The 22396-nt window shown below is 70.1% G+C and carries 20 protein-coding genes and 2 tRNA genes; 10 read left to right on the top strand and 12 right to left on the bottom strand.

Annotated elements, in window-relative coordinates:
- Positions 1 to 126 precede the first annotated feature (126 nt).
- The 5 genes from ACWIHT_RS08335 (at position 127) to ACWIHT_RS08315 (ending at position 4010) form a co-directional block, all read left to right on the top strand.
- Positions 127 to 519 carry a CBS domain-containing protein gene (locus ACWIHT_RS08335; RefSeq protein ID WP_456165673.1) on the top strand — a complete coding sequence of 131 codons (393 nt, stop codon included), beginning with the start codon at positions 127 to 129 and terminating at the stop codon, positions 517 to 519.
- 144 nt (positions 520 to 663) lie between these two features.
- Positions 664 to 1080 (top strand): Fur family transcriptional regulator, encoded by a 417-nt coding sequence (locus ACWIHT_RS08330; RefSeq protein ID WP_200689012.1) that lies wholly within the window; start codon positions 664 to 666, stop codon positions 1078 to 1080.
- Positions 1081 to 1240: 160 nt separating this feature from the next.
- Positions 1241 to 2011 (top strand): ABC transporter ATP-binding protein, encoded by a 771-nt coding sequence (locus ACWIHT_RS08325; RefSeq protein ID WP_456165671.1) that lies wholly within the window; start codon positions 1241 to 1243, stop codon positions 2009 to 2011.
- Positions 2008 to 2871 (top strand): ABC transporter permease, encoded by an 864-nt coding sequence (locus tag ACWIHT_RS08320; RefSeq protein WP_456165669.1) that lies wholly within the window; start codon positions 2008 to 2010, stop codon positions 2869 to 2871. The genes ACWIHT_RS08325 and ACWIHT_RS08320 overlap by 4 nt, the downstream gene beginning before the upstream one ends.
- Positions 2868 to 4010 (top strand): ABC transporter substrate-binding protein, encoded by a 1143-nt coding sequence (locus ACWIHT_RS08315; protein ID WP_456165667.1) that lies wholly within the window; start codon positions 2868 to 2870, stop codon positions 4008 to 4010. Before ACWIHT_RS08320 ends, ACWIHT_RS08315 begins: the two co-directional genes overlap by 4 nt.
- A 50-nt stretch (positions 4011 to 4060) precedes the next feature.
- Here ACWIHT_RS08315 and ACWIHT_RS08310 read toward each other — a convergent pair.
- The 4 genes from ACWIHT_RS08310 to ACWIHT_RS08295 all read right to left on the bottom strand — a co-directional run bounded on the left by ACWIHT_RS08310 (position 4061) and on the right by ACWIHT_RS08295 (position 9564).
- Positions 4061 to 4134: transfer RNA gene (locus tag ACWIHT_RS08310), tRNA-Met, on the bottom strand.
- Between the two features lie 182 nt (positions 4135 to 4316).
- Positions 4317 to 6248, bottom strand: a complete 1932-nt coding sequence (locus tag ACWIHT_RS08305) for a sel1 repeat family protein (protein WP_456165665.1) — start codon at positions 6246 to 6248, stop codon at positions 4317 to 4319.
- Positions 6249 to 6454: 206 nt separating this feature from the next.
- Positions 6455 to 6528: transfer RNA gene (locus tag ACWIHT_RS08300), tRNA-Met, on the bottom strand.
- A gap of 72 nt (positions 6529 to 6600) precedes the next feature.
- Positions 6601 to 9564 (bottom strand): UPF0182 family membrane protein, encoded by a 2964-nt coding sequence (locus ACWIHT_RS08295; RefSeq protein ID WP_456166027.1) that lies wholly within the window; start codon positions 9562 to 9564, stop codon positions 6601 to 6603.
- Between the two features lie 174 nt (positions 9565 to 9738).
- Between ACWIHT_RS08295 and ACWIHT_RS08290 the strand changes: the two genes are divergently transcribed.
- Positions 9739 to 10281 carry a PPA1309 family protein gene (locus ACWIHT_RS08290; RefSeq protein WP_456165663.1) on the top strand — a complete coding sequence of 181 codons (543 nt, stop codon included), beginning with the start codon at positions 9739 to 9741 and terminating at the stop codon, positions 10279 to 10281.
- Between the two features lie 107 nt (positions 10282 to 10388).
- Here ACWIHT_RS08290 and ACWIHT_RS08285 read toward each other — a convergent pair whose 3' ends face one another.
- The 4 genes from ACWIHT_RS08285 to ACWIHT_RS08270 form a co-directional block, all read right to left on the bottom strand.
- Complete coding sequence (locus ACWIHT_RS08285; protein ID WP_456165661.1) at positions 10389 to 11486, bottom strand: YlbL family protein; 1098 nt, start codon at positions 11484 to 11486, stop codon at positions 10389 to 10391.
- A gap of 65 nt (positions 11487 to 11551) precedes the next feature.
- A complete protein-coding gene (locus ACWIHT_RS08280) occupies positions 11552 to 11716 on the bottom strand; it encodes a hypothetical protein (protein WP_169389425.1) in 165 nt (54 codons plus the stop codon).
- Between the two features lie 111 nt (positions 11717 to 11827).
- Positions 11828 to 12289: a molybdenum cofactor biosynthesis protein MoaE gene (locus ACWIHT_RS08275; protein WP_456165659.1), complete on the bottom strand. Its 462-nt coding sequence runs from the start codon at positions 12287 to 12289 to the stop codon at positions 11828 to 11830.
- A 108-nt stretch (positions 12290 to 12397) separates the two neighbouring features.
- Entirely contained in the window at positions 12398 to 13510 is a 1113-nt protein-coding gene (locus ACWIHT_RS08270; RefSeq protein WP_456165657.1) for an SDR family oxidoreductase, read from the bottom strand.
- A 193-nt stretch (positions 13511 to 13703) separates the two neighbouring features.
- Here ACWIHT_RS08270 and ACWIHT_RS08265 point away from each other — a divergent pair, with 193 nt between their 5' ends.
- Together ACWIHT_RS08265 and ACWIHT_RS08260 are read left to right on the top strand one after the other, a co-directional pair.
- Entirely contained in the window at positions 13704 to 15131 is a 1428-nt protein-coding gene (locus ACWIHT_RS08265; RefSeq protein ID WP_456165655.1) for a zinc-dependent metalloprotease, read from the top strand.
- A complete protein-coding gene (locus ACWIHT_RS08260) occupies positions 15128 to 15649 on the top strand; it encodes an NUDIX hydrolase (RefSeq protein WP_456165653.1) in 522 nt (173 codons plus the stop codon). Before ACWIHT_RS08265 ends, ACWIHT_RS08260 begins: the two co-directional genes overlap by 4 nt.
- A gap of 55 nt (positions 15650 to 15704) precedes the next feature.
- Here the strand turns inward: ACWIHT_RS08260 and ACWIHT_RS08255 are convergent, their stop codons facing one another.
- The 4 genes from ACWIHT_RS08255 to ACWIHT_RS08240 all read right to left on the bottom strand — a co-directional run bounded on the left by ACWIHT_RS08255 (position 15705) and on the right by ACWIHT_RS08240 (position 19542).
- Positions 15705 to 16460 carry an AIM24 family protein gene (locus tag ACWIHT_RS08255; protein ID WP_456165651.1) on the bottom strand — a complete coding sequence of 252 codons (756 nt, stop codon included), beginning with the start codon at positions 16458 to 16460 and terminating at the stop codon, positions 15705 to 15707.
- Between the two features lie 17 nt (positions 16461 to 16477).
- Entirely contained in the window at positions 16478 to 17158 is a 681-nt protein-coding gene (locus ACWIHT_RS08250) for an AIM24 family protein (protein WP_456165649.1), read from the bottom strand.
- An 11-nt stretch (positions 17159 to 17169) separates the two neighbouring features.
- Complete coding sequence (locus ACWIHT_RS08245; RefSeq protein WP_456165647.1) at positions 17170 to 18831, bottom strand: TerD family protein; 1662 nt, start codon at positions 18829 to 18831, stop codon at positions 17170 to 17172.
- Between the two features lie 114 nt (positions 18832 to 18945).
- Positions 18946 to 19542, bottom strand: a complete 597-nt coding sequence (locus ACWIHT_RS08240; protein ID WP_450514175.1) for a M48 metallopeptidase family protein — start codon at positions 19540 to 19542, stop codon at positions 18946 to 18948.
- 219 nt (positions 19543 to 19761) lie between these two features.
- Here ACWIHT_RS08240 and ACWIHT_RS08235 point away from each other — a divergent pair, with 219 nt between their 5' ends.
- Together ACWIHT_RS08235 and ACWIHT_RS08230 are read left to right on the top strand one after the other, a co-directional pair.
- Positions 19762 to 21012: a TOMM precursor leader peptide-binding protein gene (locus tag ACWIHT_RS08235; protein ID WP_456165645.1), complete on the top strand. Its 1251-nt coding sequence runs from the start codon at positions 19762 to 19764 to the stop codon at positions 21010 to 21012.
- Positions 21005 to 22393 carry an ABC1 kinase family protein gene (locus ACWIHT_RS08230; protein ID WP_456165643.1) on the top strand — a complete coding sequence of 463 codons (1389 nt, stop codon included), beginning with the start codon at positions 21005 to 21007 and terminating at the stop codon, positions 22391 to 22393. Before ACWIHT_RS08235 ends, ACWIHT_RS08230 begins: the two co-directional genes overlap by 8 nt.
- Positions 22394 to 22396: the final 3 nt, after the last annotated feature.

Raw genomic sequence — 22396 nt, 5'->3', positions numbered from 1 at the left:
CCAACCGGCCCCGCACGCCCTCTTGTTGACCCGTGCTTTACCTGCGACTCTGAGAGTCCCCCCACTTGTGAACTTGTGAATCCGGGAACTAGCTCATCCGGATTCCCTAGGAGGTGGCCTCATCCCATGTTGGTCCGCGACGCCATGAGCACGGTGGTTCTCACCATCGGCCCCGCCCACACCCTCCGCCAGGCAGCCGCCCTGATGTCCTCGCGCCACGTCGGCGCGGCCGTGGTTCTCGACCCGGACGCCGGCGGCATCGGCATCCTCACCGAACGGGACATCCTCAACTCGCTCGGCAAGGGCCAGAACCCGGACACCGAGCGCGCCCACGCCCACACCACCACCGACGTCGTGTTCGCCACCCCGGCCTGGACCCTGGAGGACGCGGCGAGCGCGATGGCCCACGGCGGCTTCCGCCATCTCATCGTCCTCGACCGCGCCGAGCCCGCCGGCATCGTCTCGGTCCGCGACATCATCCGCTGCTGGGCGCCCGCACGGCAGCAGGTACCGGCCTGACGGCCGCACGGATACCGGCCCGATGGCCGCACGGATACCGGCCTGACGGCCGCGCCGATCCCGGTTGGATCCAGTCCAAGTCCAGCAGTCCTCCAAAGTCACACCTATTCGGGAACTGGTCACGTTGCTGTTAGGCTGGCCTGTATGAGTGACCTTCTGGAGCGGCTGCGCGGACGCGGATGGCGGATGACCGCACAGCGGCGCGTCGTGGCCGAAGTGCTCGACGGCGACCACGTCCACCTGACCGCCGACGAGGTCCACTCCCGCGCTGTGGCCAAGCTGCCCGAGATCTCCCGGGCGACGGTCTACAACACCCTCGGCGAGCTGGTCTCCCTCGGCGAGGTCCTCGAAGTCGCCACGGACAAGCGCGCCAAGCGCTACGACCCGAACGCGCACAGCCCGCACCACCACCTGGTCTGCGCCAACTGCGGCCAGATCCGTGACGTCCACCCGGGCGGCAACCCCCTCGCCGACCTCCCCGACTCGGAGCGCTTCGGCTTCACGGTCTCGGACGTCGAGGTGACGTACCGCGGACTGTGCCCGAACTGCGCGAGCGCGTAGCAAGTTCCTTCCGCAGGGCCCCGGCATCCGTTCGGCACGGACGGATGCCGGGGCTTTGTGCTGCCTACAGGCTTCCCGAATCTGACGGTCCGTCATATCGTCGTGCGGCACCATCCCCCACCCGTGCAGACAGCCGTACCGCCCTCCGCAAGGAGCAACCGTGGGAGACCCGCACCCCAAACTCCACGCCACCCGCCTGACCCGAACCTTCGGCCGCCCGCCCCACCAGGTCCACGCCCTCGGCCCGGTCGAACTCACCGTCGCCCGGGGCGAGTTCGTCTGCCTGGTCGGTCCGTCCGGCTGCGGAAAATCCACCCTGCTGCGCATCGCCGCAGGGCTCCTGCGCCCCAGCACGGGCACCCTGGAGATCCGCACGTCCAGCCCCCGCCCGGCGGCCATGATCTTCCAGGACTACGGCATCTACGACTGGAAGTCGGTCCGCGCCAACGTCCGTTTCGGCCTGGACATCCAGCGCGTCCCGCGCCGCGAGGCCAACGCCCGTGCGGACGAGTGGCTGACCCGCATGGGCCTCGCCGACTTCGCGCGCGCCTACCCCGCGACCCTCTCCGGCGGCATGCGGCAACGTGTCGCGATCGCCCGCGCACTCGCCGTAGAACCCGAACTCCTGTTGATGGACGAGCCGTTCGCAGCCCTGGACGCCCAGCTCCGGACGATCCTCCAGGACGAACTCCTCGATCTCACCCAGGCGTTGCACACGACCACTCTCTTCATCACGCACAGCCTGGAGGAGGCGCTCGTGCTCGGTGACCGTGTGCTGGTGATGTCCGCGCGCCCGGGCCGGATCATCGCCGAACACCGTCCGCCGTTCCCGCGCCCCCGCACCGGCGACATCCGCGACACTCCCGAATTCACCGCCCTGAAGAGCGAGTTGTGGGAGCTGCTGCGCAAGGAGGCGGTGATGCCCGTATGACGACAGTCGCCACCGACCGCGAGGAATCGGTCCTGGTCCGCCGCCCCGGCCCGCACGAACTCCACCCCGTACGCACCCACCGTCGCCGGCGCGCACTGGAACTCTCCCTCGCCGTGGCCGTACCCCTCGCCCTCATCCTCTGGTGGCAACTGGCCGCCACCCAGGGCTGGATCGACCCCCGCGTCTACCCGGCCCCTTCCACGATCCTCTCCGACGGCTGGGACCGTGCCACCGCCGGCGAGCTGTGGCCGGACGTGTGGGCCACCACCCGGCGCGTGCTGGGCGGCTACGCGATCGGCACGGCGGTCGGCTACGCCCTGGGCCTGCTGATGGGCTCGCTCTCGCTCGTACGGGCCGCGCTGGAACCGCTGTTGGACGCCCTGTACGTCGTACCGAAACTGGCCCTGCTGCCGGTCTTCCTGAACATGTTCGGCCTGGGCGAGGGCCCCCAACTGGCCCTGGTGGCCGCCACGGTGTTCTTCTTCGTGTGGATCTCGACGATGTCGGCGGTCGTCGCGATCCCCTCCGGCCACCGCGACGCGGGCCAGGTCTTCGGCGCGAGCCCGTGGCAGATGTTCCGCCATGTCCTGCTCCCCGCCTCCCTCCCCGCGGTCCTGGTGGGCGCGCGGATCGCGGCGGGCGTGGCCGTCCTGGTCATCGTCGCCTCGGAACAGATCGCCGCGACGGACGGCCTGGGCCATCTGATCTTCGACTCCCGCGCGCTGTTCGAGAACGACGTGATGTTCGTCGGCATCGTCTGCGTCGCGGTCCTGGGGGTCGTCTTCTCCGAACTGGTGCGTGTGGCAGGCCGGTTGCTCACACCGTGGGCACCGCGGGACCGTGGACGGGGGCAGTCGTGAGACGGCGTGCGTACGGTGTGGTGGTCGTCGTGACGGCGGTGCTGGTGTCGGCGGGCTGCTCGTCGAAGTACTCGGACGACTCCGGGAGTTCGGGCGCGACCGTGGGCAACCGCACCGTCAAGTCCGTGGAGGGCTGCGGCAAGTCGTCCTGGACGGACCCGGCGGACCTCTCCCCCACCCGCGTCCCGGCCCGCTGTCTGCCGCTCGCCCCCTCCGCGCAGCCCCTCCCCGAGACCCGGAAGGTGACGATCGCGACCGGAACACTGAGCGCGGAGTATGTCGCCCCGCTCGAAGTCGCCCTGGACAAGGGCGAGTTCAAGAAGGAGGGCCTGGACGTCACGCTCAAGGTGCTGCCGACCCCGGACGCGCTGCCCCTCCTCGCGAAGGGCGACATCGACGCGATGTGGGCGGCCCCGGAGGCGGCCGTCATGAACGGCGTCGAGGGCGGCTTCGACATCAAGTGGGTCGCCGGGAACTTCTCGCCCGACCCCAGGTCGAAGAGCGGTCTGTGGGTGAAGCTGAAGAAGGGCGAGGCGGCTGCGGACGTCCGGATGGCGGGCCGCAGGATGGGCACGATGATCGGCAAGGGCTCGGTGATCGCGTACCCCATGGAGAAGGCCCTCGCGACCCACGGCGGCGGCCTCGACAAGATCCAGTACCAGCAGCTCGGTTCGGCCGACGTCCTCACCGCCCTCCAGAACGGTGGCGTCGACTCCGCGTGGCTCCTGGACCCGGTCTGGCGCAAGGTCGACGGCAACCCCGCGTACGCCTTCCTGGGCGGCCAGCCCCTCGGCGAGCCCCTGGGCGGCATGCTGTACGGCCGCAGCCTCCTGCACGACGACGTGGACGCCGGCGTGGCCCTCCTCCGGGCCTACATCCGCACGGTGAACACGTACTTCGCGGGCGACTACAAGAGCGACCCGGCCTTCGTCGCGTACCTGGCGAAGCTCCTGAAGACGGACGAGACGGTCCTGAAGTCGACGCCGTCGCTCACCATGGACTGGGAGATCCGCGCCGGGACGACGACACGGTTGCAGGCCGCGTACAAGGCGGCGGGGGTGTCGAAGGGGGCCGCGCTCCCGGAGTCACGGACCGTGGACCGCTCGCTGTACGAGGAGGCGGTGGGCCACCAGCAGTAGAAACACCGAGGGCCGGAATCCATGATCTGGATTCCGGCCCTCGGCCTTAGTAGCGGGGACAGGATTTGAACCTGCGACCTCTGGGTTATGAGCCCAGCGAGCTACCGAGCTGCTCCACCCCGCGCCGTTGTGTTGTAACCGTACGTCAGCGGTGCAGCAAGAAGCAAATCACTTATCAGCCCAGGTCAGCTGTGGTCAGCCCGTCCGGCGTTTGAGGACGAGGCCGTCCAGGCCGAAGCGGGGGTCTGGGGGCGCAGCCCCCAGGGACGGGACGGGCAGGGGCGGCGGGGGCGAGAAACCCACCCCCTACGCCGTCAGCTCCTGCCGCAACGCGTCCCGCAACCGAGCCGCCCGCTCCGACACCTCAGCGGGCCCAAGGGACACGGCCCGATCGGCCCACCGCTGCCCCTCCGCCAGCTCCCCCCGACGCGCGTACACCAGGGCCAGCCGCAACGCAGCCCGCCCATGCCCCGCGTCAGCGGCCCGCGCCCACCACACCGCCGCCTCCGGCTCACTCCCCTCCCGGGCCAGCAACAGCCCAAGATTGAAGGCCCCGTTGCGCGACCCGGCCTCGGCCGCCTCCCGGTACCACCGGGCCGCCTCGACGACGTCCCCGCGCGCGGCGGACAGCATCCCGACCCGCACCTGCGCACGCCGGTGCCCCTGGGAGGCCGCCCGCTCGTACCACTCCTCGCACTCGGTCTTCTCGTGCACCTGCTCACCCAGCTCGTGCGCGGGCGTCGGCGGCCGCCGCGCGTCGAGCACCGAGGCCAGCCGGTACGCCGCCTCCGGGCTCCCCCCGCCGGCGGCGCACCGCAGATGCCGTTCGGCCTCCCGCTCGTCGCCGTCCCGCAGCCGCGCGATCCCGACCTGGAGCGCCGCCTCCGTGTGCCCGGCGGCGGCGGCCCGCTCGTACCAGGGCAGCGCGACCGTCTCCTCGCCGCGCCCGGCGAAGAGAATCCCGAGGTTGAAGGCCGCGTCCACGCTGCCGGCCTCCGCGGCCTTGGAGAACCACGGCTCCGCACCGGTCGCGTCACCGCCCTGGAGCAACAGCACGGCGAGCGCGTTGGCCGCCTCGCGGTGTCCGGCGTAGGCCGCGCGCCGGTACCACTGCTCGGCCTGCGCGGTACGCGCCTGCTCGGCGCAGAGCAGCCCGAGGTTGTACGCGCCGTTCACGTCACCGGCGTCCATCGCGGCCCGGTACCAGCGCTCGGCGGTCTGGGTCTCGCCGCGCTCGGCGTGCAGCGCGCCCAGCGCGTTGGCCGCGTTGCCGTCGCCGTCCTGGGCGGCGCGCAGCCACCACACGGCGGCGCTCTCGGTGTCGCCGGCGTCGCGCAGCAGGAACCCGAGCGCGCAGGCGGCGCGGGCCTCGCCGTCCTTGGCGGACGTCAGATACCAGCGCCCGGCCTCCTTGAGCTCGCCCCGCTTCTCCAGGATCGCCCCGAGTTGCAGCGCGGCCCGCTGATGCCCACGCGCGGCGGCCTGCCGGTACCACTGCTCGGCTTCGTCGCCGGGGACCGGGGCTCCTCCGGAGGCCGATCCGGCACCACCGTCGGCCGTGTCCCCACCGCGACTACCGACCCTGCTCGCGGCCGTCTGCCCGTACCGAACCCCGTCCGTGATCCCGTCCCGGTCTCCGCCCCCGTGACCGTCTCCGGTCCCGTACTCGTCCTCGTACGGCGTCCGCCGGTCGAGCGCGCGCGCCAGCCGGTACGCGGCCTCTCGGTGCCCGCGCTCCGCGGCGGACCGCATCCACTGCTCGGCCGCGGTGTCCCCGCGGTGCTCCAGCAGGTCGGCGAGCGCGTACGCGCCGAGCGCGTGGCCCTGCTCGGCGGACTGGCGCAGCCAGTACTCGGCGGCGGGTTCGTCGCCGCGCTCGCGGTGGTAGCGGCCGAGCGCGTGCGCGGCGGCGGCGGAACCGGCGACGGCCGCGATCCGCCACCAGCCGGCGGCGTCGTCGGTGTATCCGCGCTGGTGGAGGAGGACGCCCAGGTTGTTGGCCGCGGCCCGGTCGCCCTCGGCGGTGGCGGCACGCAGCAGGGGCTCGGCTCCGTCGAGATCACCGCGGCGCAGCAGCATCGCTCCGAGGACACTCATCGCCTCGACTTCGCCGGCCTGTGCGGCGAGCCGTGTGCGTGCCTCGTCGACAGCCTCCCCCTCGCCGGTCTCGTCCCGGTCGGAAGGCTGCACAAAACGCCCTGTATCCAACAGAGTTGCCTTGTCCCCCATAACGTCCATCGTCGCACCACCTGCAACCTGGGTACACCTGGTATACCGCAGCCAGTGAGGTCTCTACAGCGTTTTGTCGACATGCCCACAGAGAGACAAGCGAAACACGGTTTCACCAAGTCCCCCCGGCGCCACGGCCGTCACCCTCGTCGGCACATGCGTTCGCACAGCGCGAAGGCCCGGATCCTTGAAAGGATCCGGGCCTTCGCGATCAGTAGCGGGGACAGGATTTGAACCTGCGACCTCTGGGTTATGAGCCCAGCGAGCTACCGAGCTGCTCCACCCCGCGCCGTTGTGTTGCAACCGTACCACGGTGCGGGGTGGGCCTCTGACCTAGTGATCAACTGCCGTCTGAGCTGCGCTAACCACTCGCACTGCTCGGACTGCTGCTGGCACTCGGTCTGCTGCTGGGACTACTGCTGGCACTGGGACTAGTGCTGGGACTCGGGGTGCTCTTGGCGCCGCCGCTGCTCTTCTCGGCCGCGGCCTGCGCGTCCTCGGCCCGCTTCAACGCGGCCTGGAGATCCTTCTGCGCCTGCCCGTACGCCTCCCAGTCGCCCTTCTTCAGGGCCTGTTGCCCCGCGTCGAAGGCCTTCTGGGCGTCGTTCAGGGCCTGTTGGACCGTCGGATTGCTGGATGTCGGTGGAGTGGTCGTCCCGGTATCCGGTGGCGTGGTCGAAGTCTCCGCCCCGAAGACCTTGTTGAGCCCCTCGTCCAGCGTGTCCTCGAACGCGGTCTTGTTGCCGTAGGCCACCAACACCTTGCGCAGGAGCGGGTACTTGAGTCCACCACCGCGTACGTAGACGGGCTCCACGTACAGCAGTCCTCCGTCGAGCGGCACCGTCAGCAGGTTGCCGTACTCGATGTCGGAGTCGCCACCCTTGAGCAGCTTGATGGATTCCGCGATGTCCTGTTGGGAGTTGAAGGCGCTCTGCACCTGTTTGGGGCCGCCGACGGTCGTACTGGTCGGCAGTTTCAGGATTCTGATCTTGCCGTAGTCGGGGCTGCCCGCCTCGGAGTCGACCGCCATGAAGGCGCTGAGATTGTCTCTCCCGTTCGGCGTGAACGTCGTCGTCAGGGAGAACGCCTGCGAGCTCTGGTCCGGCATCTTCATGCTCAGGTAGTACGGCGGCACCGCGCTGCCCGACTTGTTGGTCGGGTCGTCCGGCACCTGCCACACCTCGCTGCCGCTGAGGAACGTCTGCGCGTCCGTCACGTGGTAGCGGGTGAGCAGTTCGCGCTGGACCTTGAACAGGTCCTGCGGGTACCGGAGATGGGCCATCAGCGAGGCCGAGATGTCCGACCTGGGCTCGACCGTGCCGGGGAACGCCTTCATCCAGGTCTTCAGGACCGGGTCCTCGGTGTCCCACTGGTAGAGCTTGACCTGACCGGTGTACGCGTCGACGGTCGCCTTCACCGAGTTGCGGATGTAGTTGACCTGGTTCTGCTGGGCCACCACCGCGCGGTTGTTGTTGGTCGCGGTGAGCGAGTCGGCCGTGGTGTCCCCGAGGGTCGTCCGCGAGGCGTACGGGTATCCGTTGCTGGTGGTGTACGCGTCGACGATCCACTGGATGTGGCCGTCCACGACCGCCGGGTAGGCGTCGCCGTCGATGGTCAACCAGGGCGCCACCGCCTCGACGCGCTCCTTGGGTGTGCGGTTGTAAAGGATCCGCGAACCCTCGCCGATGGCGCCGGAGTAGAGGATCTGCGGCTCGTTGAACGCCACCGCGTACGCGGCCCGGTTGAGCGGGTTGGAGAGGTTGACCCCGCTCTTGCCCTTGTAGCTGGTGGTCTTCTCGCCACTGTCGTCGGAGTAGTCGATCTCCTTCTGGGGACCGCCGACGATCGAGTACGTGGTGGTCTTCTCGCCGTAGTAGATCTGCTGCTCGTACTTGCCGAGCTCACCCGTAGACGGCAGATCGGACTCGGTGAAGACCGGGCGACCCTCGGAGTCGACCTCGGTGCCCTTGGCGGCGACCACTCCGTAGCCGTGTGTGTAGCGGAAGTGGTCGTTGATCCAGTTGTTCTTCGGGATGCCGTTGAGGTTCAGCTCGCGCAGCCCGATGACCGTGTCCTGGTCCTTGCCGTCCTCGCTGTAGCGGTCGACATCCAGGTTGGTCGGGAACGCGTAGTAGTTCCTGATCTGCTGGAGCTGCTGGAACGTGGGCGACACGACGTTCGGGTCCACGATCCGGATGCTCGCCGTGGAATCGACGTCCGCGCGGAGCTTGGTCTTGTCCTTGGTGGTGCTCGTCCCCGAGTACTCCGTGACCTTGGTGTCGTCGATGCCGTAGGCCTCGCGCGTCGCCTTGAGGTTCTTCTGGACGTACGGGGCTTCCTTGGCCTGCTCGTTGGGCTGGACCGTGAACTTCTGGACGATCGCCGGGTACAGGCCGCCGATGAGGATCGCGGAGAGCACCATCAGGCCGAAGCCGATGACGGGGAGCTGCCAGGTGCGCCGCCACAGGGTGGCGAAGAACAGCAGCGCGCAGATGACGGCGATGCAGAACAGGATCGTCTTGGCCGGCAGATACGCGTTCGCGTCGACATACCTGAGGCCGGTCCAGTCACCCGTCGCCTTGAAGTCGCTGGATTTGACCGCGAGTCCGTACCTGTCCAGCCAGTAGGCGACCGCCTTGAGGGCGACGAAGATGCCGAGCAGCACCGACAGGTGGCCGGTGGCGGCGGCCGTGGCGCGCGCCCCCGGGCTGGTGATGCGCAGGCCGCCGTACAGGTAGTGCGTCAGCGCGGCGGCGAGCAGCGAGAGGATCGCGGCGGCGAAGCCGAAGCCGAGCAGGAAGCGGTACCAGGGCAGGTCGAACGCGTAGAAGGAGACGTCGAGGCCGAACTGCGGGTCCTTCTGGTGGAAGGGCACGCCGTTGACCCACATCAGCCAGACCCGCCACTGACTGGACGCCGAGGCGCCCGCGATCAGCCCGACAAGAGAGGTGATCGCCAGCAGCAGCCACTTCTTGTACGGGGCGATGCCCATGCGGTAGCGGTCGAGGCTCTGCTGCTCCATCGACATGGCGCTGAGCGGCGGGCGCAGGCGGTGCGCCAGCCAGATGTTCACCCCGACCGCGGCCGCCATCAGCAGGCCGAAGACGAAGAACAGGCCGATCTTCGTCGTCAGGGTGGTGGTGAACACGGACGAGTAATGCACCGACCGGTACCAGAGCCAGTCCGTCCAGAAGCCCGCGAACATCGTGAACGCCATGCCGAGTACGGCAAGGACGCCCAGTGTCATGAGCAAAGTCCGGACACGCCGGGACGGGCGGCCCACTCTGATCCGCGGCCCTTGCGGGCCTCCGCCGCGGTCCGGCATCTGGAAAGCCAAGGTGCGCACCTCGAAGTTCGCTGTTGGTCGCTGTCGTTGCGTCAGATCCCCGGGTTGGAAGACCTTCCGTAGCCCCGCGTGATCGCGGGCCCACACCTATGCAACTTACTCACCGTTTACTCGGTTCCCGATTCCGGCCATGAACGAGGCAGGATTGTGACCATGTCCAACACTCCCATGGCAGCGAACCCCCTCACCCGGGCCGTACTGGAGATCGACGAGTACGCCTCCGGCCTCGGCTGGGACCAGCCCGCTCGCCTCTTCGCCCTCGTAGACACCGCGCGACTGCGGGCCCAGGAGCCCGGTCTCGCGGCCCAACTCGGCCTGCGGGACGAGCCCGAGACCACCGGTCTCACCCCGATCGAGCAGGAGGAGATCCCGGCCGGAAAGCCGCTGGACGAGTTCCTCGGCACGATCGCCTGGCCCGACGCGGTGGCCGGCTGCGCGCTCACCGTCGAGCGGCTGATGCTGCCGCCGTCCGCCGAGGCCTCCGTCCCGGACGGCCTGAGCGACAAGAAGCTCGCCCAGTGGGTCGCCCAGCATCCGGACCGTCAGGAGGTCCGCATGACGGTCGCGGTCCTGCGCGACGGCACCCGCGACTCGGCCCTGCGACTGCGCGAGAAGGACTCCCCCACGGAGGTCCTCACCGGCGGCGCCCTCGTCCCGGGCCTCGCGGAGGCCCTGTCGGCGACCTTCGAGGACTGACGACCTGCCCTACGGCTCCGGTTCTTCTCGTACGACTCCGGGGGCGCCCTTGGCTTGAGGGCGCCCCCGGAGTCGTACGCGAGGTCTTCTTTAAAGAGGAGGCCTGTTCAGTCCTTGGTGCTGCACTTCGGGAGGTCGGCGGTCTTGCCGCTGTTGATCAGCTTGAGGTCGCTGATCGCGTCCTTGATGGTGTTCACCTTGACGAGCCTGAGGCCACCGGGGGTGTCCTTGGCGGCCTCCGCGCAGTTCTCGGCGGGCGTCAGGAAGTACTGGGCGCCCTTGCTGCGCGCGCCGACGGTCTTCATCGAGATGCCGCCGATCGGGCCGACCTTGCCGGTGTCGTCGATGGTGCCGGTGCCGGCCACGAACTTGCCGCCGGTGAGGTCGCCCGGGGTGAGCTTGTCGTAGATGCCGAGCGCGAACATCAGGCCGGCGCTCGGGCCGCCGACGTCGGCCAGCTTGATGTCGATGCTGAACGGGAACGTGTGATCGGTTCCGGCGGAGATGCCGACGATCGCGCGCTTGGCGCCGGTGTCGTCGGAGGTCGCCGTGGTGATCGTGATGTCCTTCGTCGTGGTCGCCGTCTTGTTCGCCTTCACCGCGGCGGCCTGGTCCTTGGCCGACACGATCGTGAACACGACCTTCTCGCCCGGCTTGTGCTTGGTGACCAGCTTCGCGACGTCGTCGGGCTGCTTCACCGCCGTACCGTCGACGGCCTTGATCACGTCACCGGCGTGCAGCTTGCCCTCGGCCGGGGAGCCCTTGAGGACCGTCGAGACGATCACCCAGGACTTCACCGGAATGCCCAGCTGGTCCAGGGCGGCGACCTTGGCGCTCTCCTGGGACTGGCTGAACTCCTCGGCGTTCTCCTGGGTGGACTGCTGCTCCGTCTTGCCGTCCGGGTACAGCGTGTCGTGCGGGACGACCTTGTCGTCGTGGGCGAGCCAGCCGTACACGGCCTCGATGAGGTTCATGTTGTAGTCGGCGCTGGTGACCCGGACCGTCGTCATGTTCAGGTGGCCGCTCGCCGGGTAGGTCTTGCGCCCGGTGATCTGAAGCACCGGCTCGCCGTCGTGGTCCCCGAGCGTGTTCACCGTCGGGCCCGGTGACATCTCCGCATACGGGACGTTGATGAGGACTCCCGCGCACAGGAGCGCGATCAGCATCAGGGTGGAGGCGAGCATCGTCGCGGTGCGGCGTGGCATGGCACGACAGTACGGGACGCTTCTGTCAGCGCACCGTCAGGGCCGCCCTCCGGTCACGCTTCGCTTCACGTGCCCGAGTGGGACTTCTCCATGGCCTCGCGGAACCGGGCATAGCCGTCCAGCTCCGGACCGTCGCTGCGTACCTTGCGGGTCCGGTTGGCCCAACTGCCCCACAGGCCTGCGCCTATCGCGGCCACCAGCGGAATCAACAACCAGGCGAGTGCCGCCATGCCGACCTCCCAACCCCGGACAAGTGAACTCAACTGCCTGATCAGCAGATTAGCCAAGCCCACTGACAACGCTCGTGGCAGGGGGGCGGTTACGCAACCGGTGAGCGCCCATCAGCAGGCGCCCACCCACTCGTCCGTGCCGTCGGAGAACGTCTGATGCTTCCAGATCGGCACCTCGTGCTTGAGGTCGTCGATCAGCTTCCGGCAGGCCTCGAAGGCCTCGCCCCGGTGCGGACACGACACGGCGACGACGACCGCGAGGTCCCCGATCCCGAGGTCCCCCACCCGGTGGACGGCGGCCAGCGCCCGTACCGGGTAGTCCGCGACGACCTTCTCGGCGATGCGGCGCATCTCGGCCTCGGCACTGGGGTGGCACGAGTACCCCAGCCGGTCGACGTCGGCACCGCCGTCGTGATTGCGCACGGTCCCGACGAACAGCGCCGTCCCACCGGCCGCGTCGTCCCCGACGGCCCGGAAGACCTCGTCCACGGAGAGCGGCGTCTCCCGGATCCCGATCAGCTTTACGGGATCCTGCGCGGCCTGCTCACCGGGGTGGTCGATCGTGGGTGCCATGCCTCCATCGTGCCGCACCCCGCCGACAGCGCGGAATAGCACTTTCAACAGGCACACGCGCGTGCCTGTTTGGAGCGTCCTACAGGGTGTCCTTCACGGGCACGCTGTTCAGATCCGGCGCCGGGCCTTCCGTGCCCGTCGTACGACCGCCGCCGCGCCGAGCAGTGCGACCGTCGCGCCCGCGGCACCCGCCGCCGTCGCGTCCTTGCGGCCGAGCCGTCGTCCGACGACCGTGTGCCGTCCGGCGACCTCCTCCAGGAGCTGCGCGAGCACTTCCTCGTTGGTCCACTGGGGCCGCCAGCCCGCGTCGTGCAGCCGGCTCCCGCTGACCACCCAGGGGTACATCGTGTACGCCAGGTCGCCGGCCGGGGACGGGGTGAGTCCGATCCGGTGCAGCCGGGCCGCCGCGCCGAGCGCGACCGCGGACGGCAGTTCCATGCGCCGGATGCCGCTGAGCTCCTCGACCTCCTCCTGCTCCAGCCAGCCGTCACAGCCGACGGCGAGTTCTCCGTCGACCTTCTCCAGGACGGCGTACTCCAGGGCGCTGCACAGGTCCTCGACGTGGCAGAACTGCCAGGCGGGCCGCGATCCGGCCACCACCAGCAGTCGCGGCGACTCGAAGTACCTGGTCAGCGCGGTGTCGGTGCCGCCGACGAGGACTCCGGGGCGGACGACGGTGACATTGAGCCCGGGATGCGCCCGGGGCGCGCGCCGCGCGAGCCGCTCGACCTCCAGGAGGTCCCCGACGCCGGTGGCCTCCGCGGTGGCGCGCAGTTCGGCGTCCTCCGAGAGCGGCAGTTCGTTGTCGGGCAGCGCTCCGTAGACCATCGCCGAGGTGCACAGCACGACCCGGTGCACACCGGCCGCCGCGGCGGCGGTCAGCACGGTCTGCGTCCCCCGCACGTTGTACGCCGAACGGGCGGCCGGGTCGGTCTCCAGATCGAGGTCCAGCGCCAGGTGTACGACGACGTCGGCGCCGCGCAGCTTCTCCGCGATGGCCGGATCCCGCACGTCGAGGATGTGCCACTGGGCCGCCGCGCACTCGCCGCGCCGCTCGTCGATGGCGATGACCTGCTTGATCTCCTCGGAGGCGGCGAGCCGCTCGGTGAGGAGCGCCCCGATCCCGGACGCGGCGCCGGTGACCGCGACGATGGGCCCGCGCACGGCGGGACTGGTTGAGTGGTTTCGCGCTGCGCGAACCTGCGGATCTGGGGAACTCACCGGGCGTCTCCAGCGGTTGTCTTCAGTACGGACGCGCGTGACGCGTCCGGACCAGGTGGCATCCATCCTGCCGCAGGCCAGGTCTCGGCGAAGCACCGAGGCCCGATCGGCCCGCGGTGTCTACGCTGGGTGGTGTTGAAGGGCAGTCGTGCCGTCGGAGAGAGACCGGCGGCCTTAACAGCCGAGGAATCCCGTGAGTGACACCCCATTCGGATTCGGCCTTCCGCCGGAGGAGCCGGACGACGGCGACGAGGGCAAGAAGAAGGACCAGGAGAGCGGTGGTGGTCAGGGACCGGCCAACCCGTTCGGTTTTGGCGGGCTGCCCGGTGCCGGTGGCTTTGGCGGCCCCGGTGCGGACAATCCGCTCGCAGCCATGTTCGGTTCGCTGAACCCCAACGACCTGGGCGCCGCGTTCCAGCAGCTGGGGCAGATGCTCTCGTACGAGGGCGGCCCGGTGAACTGGGACATGGCCAAGCAGATCGCCCGCCAGACGGTCTCCCAGGGCACACAGGACGGCACGAAGGACGCGAGCATCGGCCCCGCCGACCGCAGTGCCGTCGAGGAGGCCGTCCGCCTCGCCGACCTGTGGCTGGACGACGCGACCTCGCTGCCGTCCGGTGCCGGTTCCGCCGTGGCGTGGTCCCGCGCGGAGTGGGTCGAGGCGACCCTGCCCGCCTGGAAGGAGCTCGTGGACCCGGTCGCCGAGCGCGTCGGCGCGGCCATGGGTGATGTCCTGCCTGAGGAGATGCAGGCCATGGCGGGCCCGCTGATCGGCATGATGCGCTCCATGGGCGGCGCCATGTTCGGCACCCAGATCGGCCAGGCCGTGGGCGTGCTGGCGGGCGAGGTCGTCGGCTCGACCGACATCGGTCTGCCGCTCGGCCCGGTCGGCAAGGCCGCGCTGCTGCCGCTGAACATCGAGGCGTTCGGCAAGGACCTGGGCATTCCGCAGGAGGAGGTGCGGCTCTACCTCGCCCTGCGCGAGGCCGCCCACCAGCGCCTGTTCGCGCACGTGCCGTGGCTGCGCTCGCACCTGTACGGCGCGGTCGACGGGTACGCGCGCGGGATCAAGGTCGACACCGCCAAGCTGGAGGACGTGGTCGGCCAGTTCGACCCGCAGAACCCGGAGCAGTTGCAGGACGCCCTTCAGCAGGGCATGTTCCAGCCGGAGGACACACCGGAGCAGAAGGCCGCCCTGGCCCGTCTGGAGACGGCTCTGGCGCTCGTCGAGGGCTGGGTGGACGCGGTGGTCCACGCCGCCGCGAAGCCGCGTCTGACGTCGGCCGACGCGCTCCGCGAGACCCTGCGGCGCCGTCGCGCGACGGGGGGTCCCGCCGAGCAGACGTTCGCCACGCTGATCGGCCTGGAGCTGCGCCCGCGCCGGCTGCGCGACGCCTCCCGGCTGTGGGCCTCGCTCACCGACGCGCGCGGTGTGGACGGCCGGGACGGTCTGTGGGCCCACCCGGACATGCTGCCGACGGCCTCCGACCTGGACGACCCGGACGGCTTCGTGCACCGCGAGCAGCTGGACTTCTCCGAGTTGGACAAGCTGCTCGGCGAGGCGGCGAGTGGCACGGAGGAGAAGCCCGACCTGAAGAAGAAGGACGACGACACCGAGTGAGCCTGTACGACGACGCGGTCCTCGTACTGAAGAGCTACGAGGACCAGACGGAGCTGCGCCAGGCCTACCTGGACCACTTGGCCGCTCACCCGGACGGCATGTGGAAGTCCTGCGGGGACGGGCACATCACAGCGAGTGCCCTGGTCGTCGACCCGGAGCAGGGGCGAGTGCTGCTCACGCTCCACAAGAAGCTGCGGATGTGGCTCCAGATGGGCGGCCACTGCGAGCCGGAGGACACCTCCCTGGAGGCGGCGGCCCTGCGCGAGGCCACGGAGGAGTCCGGCATCACCGGACTGACCCTGCTGCCGGGCGGCCCGGTCCGCCTCGACCTCCATCCCATCCCGGCACCGTGCCACTTCCACTACGACGTCCAGTACGCGGTCGTGGCACCCCCCGGCGCCGTCCAGGAGATCAGCGACGAGTCCCTGGACCTGCGCTGGTTCCCCTACGACGAGGTGGCGGCCGTGGCCGACGAGTCGGTCGTACGGCTGCTGGAGGCGACGCGCGCCAGGCTGTGAACGTGTAAGGGACGCCCGCACTTGCGGGCGCCCCTTACGTTCGACTTCTGGACGCTCAGCTCCAGGCGTTGCCCTGGTTCTGCGCGTGGGCGCCGTGCTGGCCCACGCCGTACTGCGCGGCGAGGCCCTGGCCGATCCCGGCGTTCTGCGGTGGCAGGAGTTCGCTGGGCTGGACGAGCGCGTAGCCGCTGCCCATGAAGCTCAGCTCCCAGCCCTCGCCGGTGTTTCCGCGACGCCGCCACACCCCGGAGGAGTGCGTCTGGGCCTGCATCTGGACGCGCAGTCCGGTGGACCAGGCGACGATCGCGTCGGCGTCGCAGTTGACGTACTTGTCCGGCGTGACCTGCATCATCAGCGGTGCGCCCGAGGTCATCAGGGCGACCTTGCCGCGGCCGGTGATGTTGAGCTGGTATTTCCCGGAGCCGGAGATGCCGTACTGGCTGTCCACGGCGATGACCTCGTGGTGCAGCGAGGAGTCCATCGCGAGGACGTAGCTGCTGTCGACGGTGAGGCCGTCCTGCTCCACATCCACTACGTGGATGTGCTGGGCGAGGTTGGCGAGGAAGACCGTGCCCTGCCCGTGGCAGCGCATCAGGCTGAGGCCCTCGCCGGTCGCCGCACGCGCGTAGGCCTGCTGGGTGTTCTGGTACTCGGCGTCGAACTCGACGAGCCCCTGGTAGGCGACCATCGTGCCCTTGCGAGCGAGGATGTCGTCGTGGCCCTCCAGGACGATGCGCAGCATCTGCTTGTTCTGGAGGCTGTAGCGGTCCTGGGACTGCGAGTCGTTGAACGCGAAAAGCGGGCTCTGCATGGTGTCGTGTTCCCCCCTCAGCCCCGGAACCGGAGTCGGTCGGTGCTGTCCTCGCTGGGCTGGACAACGACGATGCCCGTCCCGGAGAAGGCCATCTGGTACGCCTCGCCGCTGCCGCGGCCGATCAGGGACTGCGCCTTGAAGCTGCGCTTGCCCTTCACCTTGAGGTTCGGGGACCAGGCGACGAGCGCGTCCGGGTCGACGTAGGTCTCGTCATCGCCGCCGCCGCAGTCGACGACGATCGGCTTGCCGCGGGAGGTCAGCGCGACCCAGCCCTGGCCGCTGATCTTGGTGTTCCACAGGCCCTGCCCGGCGAACTTGGCGAGCCCCTTGACGCGCTCGACACCCCAGGTGAGGGAGGTGTCGAAGGCGAGCAGGTTGGTGGCGTTGACGGAGATCCCGTCGCCGTTGAGGTTGATCACGACGACGTCCGCGCCGTAGTCGGCGAGGTAGAGCAGTCCGTCCCCGGAGCACTTCATCAGGGGCGCGCCCTCGCCGGTCATCCAGTCGCGCGCGATCTGGCGCACGGCCGGCGGGTTGGGCTCGTACTGGATGAAGCCCTCGTAGGCGACCATCGAGCCCACGCGCGCGAAGAGGTCGCTTCCGGTCTGCATGGCGACCTTCAGCATGTTGTTGCCGTGGTTCTCCATGCGGGCGGTGACGGGTGCGGGGGCGTAGCCCGCGAGCGGCTGGTTCATGACGGGCTCCCTCAGACCTCGTAAGGCTGGACGACGACGAAGTTGCCGGGGGCGGCCCGGAACTGCAGGTTGACGCTCTCCCCGGTGTCTCCGGGGTACGCGTTGCGGCGCATCCGGACCTGGCTGGAGACGATCACCTGGGCGGCGGCGGACCAGGCGACGACCGCGTTGCAGTCGGCGAACGTGGTCGGCGTGACCGGCAGGACGACGGGCTCGCCGTGGGTCTTCACGACGATGGTGCCGGTCCCCTGGAACTGCATCGTGAACAGCGCGCCCCCAGGGATGCCGTGTCCCTCGATACGTCTGACCTCGTACTGAAGGCTCTCGTCGAAGGCGAGGACGTTCTCCGCGGAGACGCAGATCGCGTCCCCCTGGAGCTCGACGGGGTGCAGGTTGGTGGAGTTCTCGGCGAGGAACACCTGTCCCTGGCCGGTGCAGCGCATCAGCTGCATCTCCTGGCCGGTCGCGTTGCCGACGAGCCGGCCGGCGAACCCGGCGCCCTTGTAGCCGAAGTCGACCTTGCCCTGGTAGAGCACCATGCTGCCCTGACGGGCCAGTACCGGCTGGCCGCCGATGCCGAGGTCGACGCGGATCAGCTTCTTGTTCTGCTGCGTCCAGCGCTGCCCGGTGGGCGTCTCCTTGAACTTCTGTAGCGCGGCCGACACACCGGCGCCCTGGGGAGCACCGGAGGGCACTCCGTAGCCGGCCGACTGGGCCGGAACCTGCCCGTATCCGGGCGGGGCGGGCGGCTGCTGGCCGTAGCCCGGAGGCGGGGTGGGCTGCCCGTAGCCGGGCGGGGGCGGCGGTGCCTGCGGCGGCTGGCCGTACCCGGGAGGCGGCGGCGCGGTCTGGCCGGGGGCCTGCTGCCCGTACGGCTGCGGGGGCTGGCCGTAGGGCGCGGGGGCGGGGCCCGGGGGCGGCACGGTTCCGGGGCCGGGCGGGGTCATCGGGGCGATGATCGTCGGCGCGGCGTGCACGGAGGGTGCGGGCGCTGGGGCCGGCGGGGGCGTGAAGCCCGGCGCGGGGGCCGGGGCGGGCGCCGGAGCGGACGGTGCGCCGAACGCGGGCGGCGCGGAGATCCCCGGGGGCGGGGCGAAGCCCGGGGCGGCGCCGGACTGCGGCTGCGGCGCGGCCGGGGTCTCCTCTTCCATGACCTCGCCGCCGAAGTTCTTCAGCAGCGCTTCGAGGCCGCCGTCGAAGCCCTGGCCGACGGCGGCGAACCGCCAGACGTCCTTCAGGTAGAAGTCGCCCAGCATCACGGCCCGCTCGGTGGTGAACTCCGAACCGTTGAACGAGTAGCGGGCCACTTCCTCGCCACCGGCGACGATCCGGACGTACCCGGGGGCGATCTGGGACATCTGTCCGGCGCCGTCGAGCGTGGCCGTGAACGCCAGCTTGTGGATCTGCGGAGGGATCTTGTCGAGCGTGACCCGGAAGGACTCGGCGTCGCCCGCCTGGGCGCCCAGGAGCTGGATGGACTCCTCGGGGGACTTCGGCTGGTTGAAGAACACGAAGTACCGGTCGTCCGAGAGCCGCTCCTCGGCGTCGAGACCGAAGCAGCTGATGTCGAACGTGAGTCCGGGGCCGGTGATCTGTACGCCTACGTACAGATCGGTGCCCGCGGTGAGGTCACTGATCTTGGCCTTGTGGCCGCGTTGGAATTCCCTGGCCATGCGTAACGACCGTCCCCCATCCCGATGCGATGTGCGTCGCGTCAGGCTAACGGCAATCTCCGACACCGGAGTAAGTCGGTACAGACCCGGTACACAATCCCCCACAGGGGACGGTCACTCCTCGCGGGCGCCCGGCGAATGGGGCAGTCGCTCGGCCGCGACCACGCCTTCGAGGTACCCCTTGGCCCGCTCGGTGCGCGGATACGCCTCCAGGAGCCGCCAGAAACGCGGCCCGTGCCCGGGCACCAGGAGATGCGCGAGTTCGTGCAGCAGCACGTAGTCGACGACGTACTCGGGCATGCCCTGGAGCCGGTGGGAGAGCCGGATGCTGCCCTCGGAGGGCGTGCAGGATCCCCAGCGCGTGTTCTGGTTGGTGACCCAGCGCACCGAGGTGGGCCGGGCGCGGCCGTCGAAGTACTGGGCCGACAGGCGCTCGGCGCGCTCGGCCAGCTCCGTGTCACCGAGCACGCGTTTGCTTTCCTGGGCAGCCAGCTTGTCGAGCATGACGGTGACCCAGCGCTTCTCCTCCGCCTCGGACATACGGGCGGGGATCAGCACGACGGTGCGATCGCCCTCGCGGTACGCGGAGACCGTTCTGCGCCGACGCGCACTCCTGCGTACCTCGATCGCGCTCGCCCCCGAGCCGCTTGGCGGCTGGCTCGTCGTACTGCGCTGTGGTTTTCCGGCGCTGTGCAGTGGGTCGGCGGGCACGCCATGACGTTACCCTCTGCACACGCGGGAAGTCCCGACTCCGGGACGGTTTCGGTGTCGATCCCCCACCAAGCGTTTGATTCGTACGACGAATCCCCACCGCCTGTGGACAACTTTCGGCGGCCGACGGCCCGGCCGGGCACTCTGGCACCACCGGCGGAGCACCGACCAGCTCCACCGGCACACGGGACGTACTTCCTACGGCTACGGGGGCCTGTCATGCATCCGATGGTGAAGCCCGCGCTGCGGCGCGGCTGGCGTGATCTCAACACCGTGCAGTTCGGGATGACGCCGGCGCACGCGATGACGCTCGGCCCGATGGACACGGCGACGGGCAGTTTCCTGGACCTGCTCAACGGCACGCGCGGCCTGCCGCTGCTGCGCGAAGAGGGCCGACGGATGGATCTGCCCGAGGGGCACGTCGACCAGCTGGTGAAGGGGCTCACGCACGCGGGCCTGCTCGACGACGCGAAAGGCGGCGGTGCCGCGGCCGACGCCCTCCGCGCGAAGAAGGACGTCCTGGACCGGCTGCGCCCGGACCTCGCGTCGCTCTCCCTGACGACCGGCGAGCCGGGCGCGGCGATGGCCCGGTTGGCGGCGCGTCGCGAACTGCGCGTGCAGGTGAGAGGCGCGGGCCGGGTGGGCGCGGTGCTGGCCGCGCTGTTGTCGGGCGCGGGGATCGGCGAGGTCGAGGTGCGCGACGGCGGTGTCACCGAGCCCTGGGACGTCGCTCCGGGCGGGCTGCCCGCCGAGGCCGTCGGCGAGCGCCGCGACGAGGCGGCACGACGGGCGGTGCGCCGGGCGGCCCCGGACCGGTCGCCGCGCCGAACCGGAGGGACCGCGCGGGTGGCGGGCGAACCCGGTTTCTCCCTGGTGGTCCTCGCACCGCGCGACGACGTCGCCGTGCACGCGCCGGATCCGTCGGCCGCCGCCGACCTGATCGCCTCGGGGACCCCTCACCTGTACGCCGGTGTCGTGGAGGGCACGGGAACTGTGGGCCCGCTGGTGCTGCCGGGCGAGTCGGCGTGCGCGGGCTGTCTGCACCACGCGCGCACCGACCGGGATCCGACCTGGCCCCGGCTGGTCGCGCAGTGGCGTTCCGGCAGGCAGCCCCGGGTGCGGCCCTGCGATCTGGCGCTGGCGACGACCGTCGCCGGGCTGGCGGCCACGCACGCGCTCGCCTTCCTGGACGGGCAGTCACCGACGAGCGCGGGCGCGCGGTGGGAGGTCTCGCTACCCGGTCTGCACTGGCACGCGCGGCCGGTCTGGGCGCATTCCGCATGCCCCTGCGGGGCCGCGGAAAGGGAAGCGGAGAAAGGTGCGGAAAGGGAAGCGGAGAAAGGTAAGGAGGGACACACCTCTACGGACGAGGATCGACACGCGACAATGGCAGAGGACCGGCCGTCGAGGGGTGTGCGCCGTAAGGCAGACTCGGCCCGGCCGGCTGGGACTTGGAGGGCGCATGTCTGATCTTCCCCGCAAGGCGGTCACCCGTACCGCCAAGCTCGCCGCGCTCCCGCTCGGCTTCGCCGGGAGAGCCACATGGGGGCTCGGGAAACGGATCGTGGGCGAGTCCGCGGAGATCGTCAGCCGTGAGCTCCAACAGCGCACGGCGGAGCAGCTGTTCAAGGTGCTCGGCGAGCTCAAGGGCGGGGCGATGAAGTTCGGGCAGGCGCTGTCCGTCTTCGAGTCGGCGCTGCCCGAGGAGGTCGCCGGTCCCTACCGTGCCGCGCTGACCAAGCTCCAGGAGGCGGCGCCGCCGATGCCGACGCGCACCGTGCACGGTGTGCTGGCGGAGCGGCTCGGCGAGGGCTGGCGCGAGTTGTTCGTGGAGTTCGAGGACAAGCCGTCAGCCGCGGCGTCGATCGGCCAGGTGCACCGGGCGGTGTGGCGTGACGGCCGCGAGGTCGCGGTCAAGGTGCAGTACCCGGGCGCCGGCGAGGCCCTCCTGTCCGACCTGACCCAACTGAGCCGTTTCGCCCGCCTGTTGGGCCCGCTCATCCCCGGAATGGACATCAAGCCCCTCATCGCCGAGCTCCGCGACCGGGTCTCCGAGGAACTGGACTACGGCCTGGAGGCGCAGGCCCAGCAGGTGCACGCGGAGGAGTTCGAGGGCGACCCAGATGTGGTGGTGCCCGCCGTGGTCCACCAGTGCGACCAGGTTCTGGTCACGGAGTGGATCGACGGGATTCCCCTGTCGGAGGTGATCTCCGGCGGCACCCAGGAGCAGCGCGACCGGGCAGGCCAGCTCCTGGCCCGCTTCCTCTTCTCCGGCCCGGCCCGTACGGGCCTGCTCCACGCGGACCCGCATCCGGGCAACTTCCGTCTGCTGCCCGCCGACCCGGACGGCAAGGGCGACTGGCGCCTGGGTGTCCTGGACTTCGGCACGGTCGACCGGCTACCCGGTGGTCTGCCGACCCCCATCGGCGATTCCCTGCGCATGACACTCGACGGCGACGCCGAGGCCGTCTACGAACTGCTGTGCACGGAGGGCTTCGTCAAGGAGTCGATAGAGCTGGACCCGGACGCCGTCCTCGACTACCTGGTGCCGATCATCGAGCCGGCCCAGGTCGACGAGTTCACCTTCACCCGCGGCTGGATGCGCAGTCAGGCCGCCCGGATCGCCGATCCCCGTTCCCCCGCCCACCAGTTGGGCAAGCAGCTCAACCTGCCTCCGGCGTACCTCCTGATACACCGAGTGACTTTGAGCACAATCGGCGTTCTGTGTCAGTTGGGTGCGACGGTGCGGCTGCGCGAGGAGCTGGAGGAGTGGCTGCCAGGGTTCGTGCCGGAGGATCCGGACGAGTACGAGGAGTTCCCCGACGAGGAGGCACCGGCGGCGGAGGCCTGAGCC

Source organism: Streptomyces sp. NPDC002276 (assembly GCF_053891435.1).
Note: the sequence above shows the minus strand (reverse complement) of the source record. Positions and strands in the feature narration are given on the sequence as shown.

Coding starts and splice junctions, on each gene's coding strand:
- ACWIHT_RS08335 (WP_456165673.1), top strand. CDS start 127: ATGTTGGTCCGCGACGCCATGAGCACGGTGGTTCTCACCATCGGCCCC.
- ACWIHT_RS08330 (WP_200689012.1), top strand. CDS start 664: ATGAGTGACCTTCTGGAGCGGCTGCGCGGACGCGGATGGCGGATGACC.
- ACWIHT_RS08320 (WP_456165669.1), top strand. CDS start 2,008: ATGACGACAGTCGCCACCGACCGCGAGGAATCGGTCCTGGTCCGCCGC.
- ACWIHT_RS08305 (WP_456165665.1), bottom strand. CDS start 6,248: ATGGACGTTATGGGGGACAAGGCAACTCTGTTGGATACAGGGCGTTTT.
- ACWIHT_RS08295 (WP_456166027.1), bottom strand. CDS start 9,564: ATGCCGGACCGCGGCGGAGGCCCGCAAGGGCCGCGGATCAGAGTGGGC.
- ACWIHT_RS08290 (WP_456165663.1), top strand. CDS start 9,739: ATGTCCAACACTCCCATGGCAGCGAACCCCCTCACCCGGGCCGTACTG.
- ACWIHT_RS08285 (WP_456165661.1), bottom strand. CDS start 11,486: ATGCCACGCCGCACCGCGACGATGCTCGCCTCCACCCTGATGCTGATC.
- ACWIHT_RS08280 (WP_169389425.1), bottom strand. CDS start 11,716: ATGGCGGCACTCGCCTGGTTGTTGATTCCGCTGGTGGCCGCGATAGGC.
- ACWIHT_RS08275 (WP_456165659.1), bottom strand. CDS start 12,289: ATGGCACCCACGATCGACCACCCCGGTGAGCAGGCCGCGCAGGATCCC.
- ACWIHT_RS08255 (WP_456165651.1), bottom strand. CDS start 16,460: ATGCAGAGCCCGCTTTTCGCGTTCAACGACTCGCAGTCCCAGGACCGC.
- ACWIHT_RS08250 (WP_456165649.1), bottom strand. CDS start 17,158: ATGAACCAGCCGCTCGCGGGCTACGCCCCCGCACCCGTCACCGCCCGC.
- ACWIHT_RS08245 (WP_456165647.1), bottom strand. CDS start 18,831: ATGGCCAGGGAATTCCAACGCGGCCACAAGGCCAAGATCAGTGACCTC.
- ACWIHT_RS08235 (WP_456165645.1), top strand. CDS start 19,762: ATGCATCCGATGGTGAAGCCCGCGCTGCGGCGCGGCTGGCGTGATCTC.
- ACWIHT_RS08230 (WP_456165643.1), top strand. CDS start 21,005: ATGTCTGATCTTCCCCGCAAGGCGGTCACCCGTACCGCCAAGCTCGCC.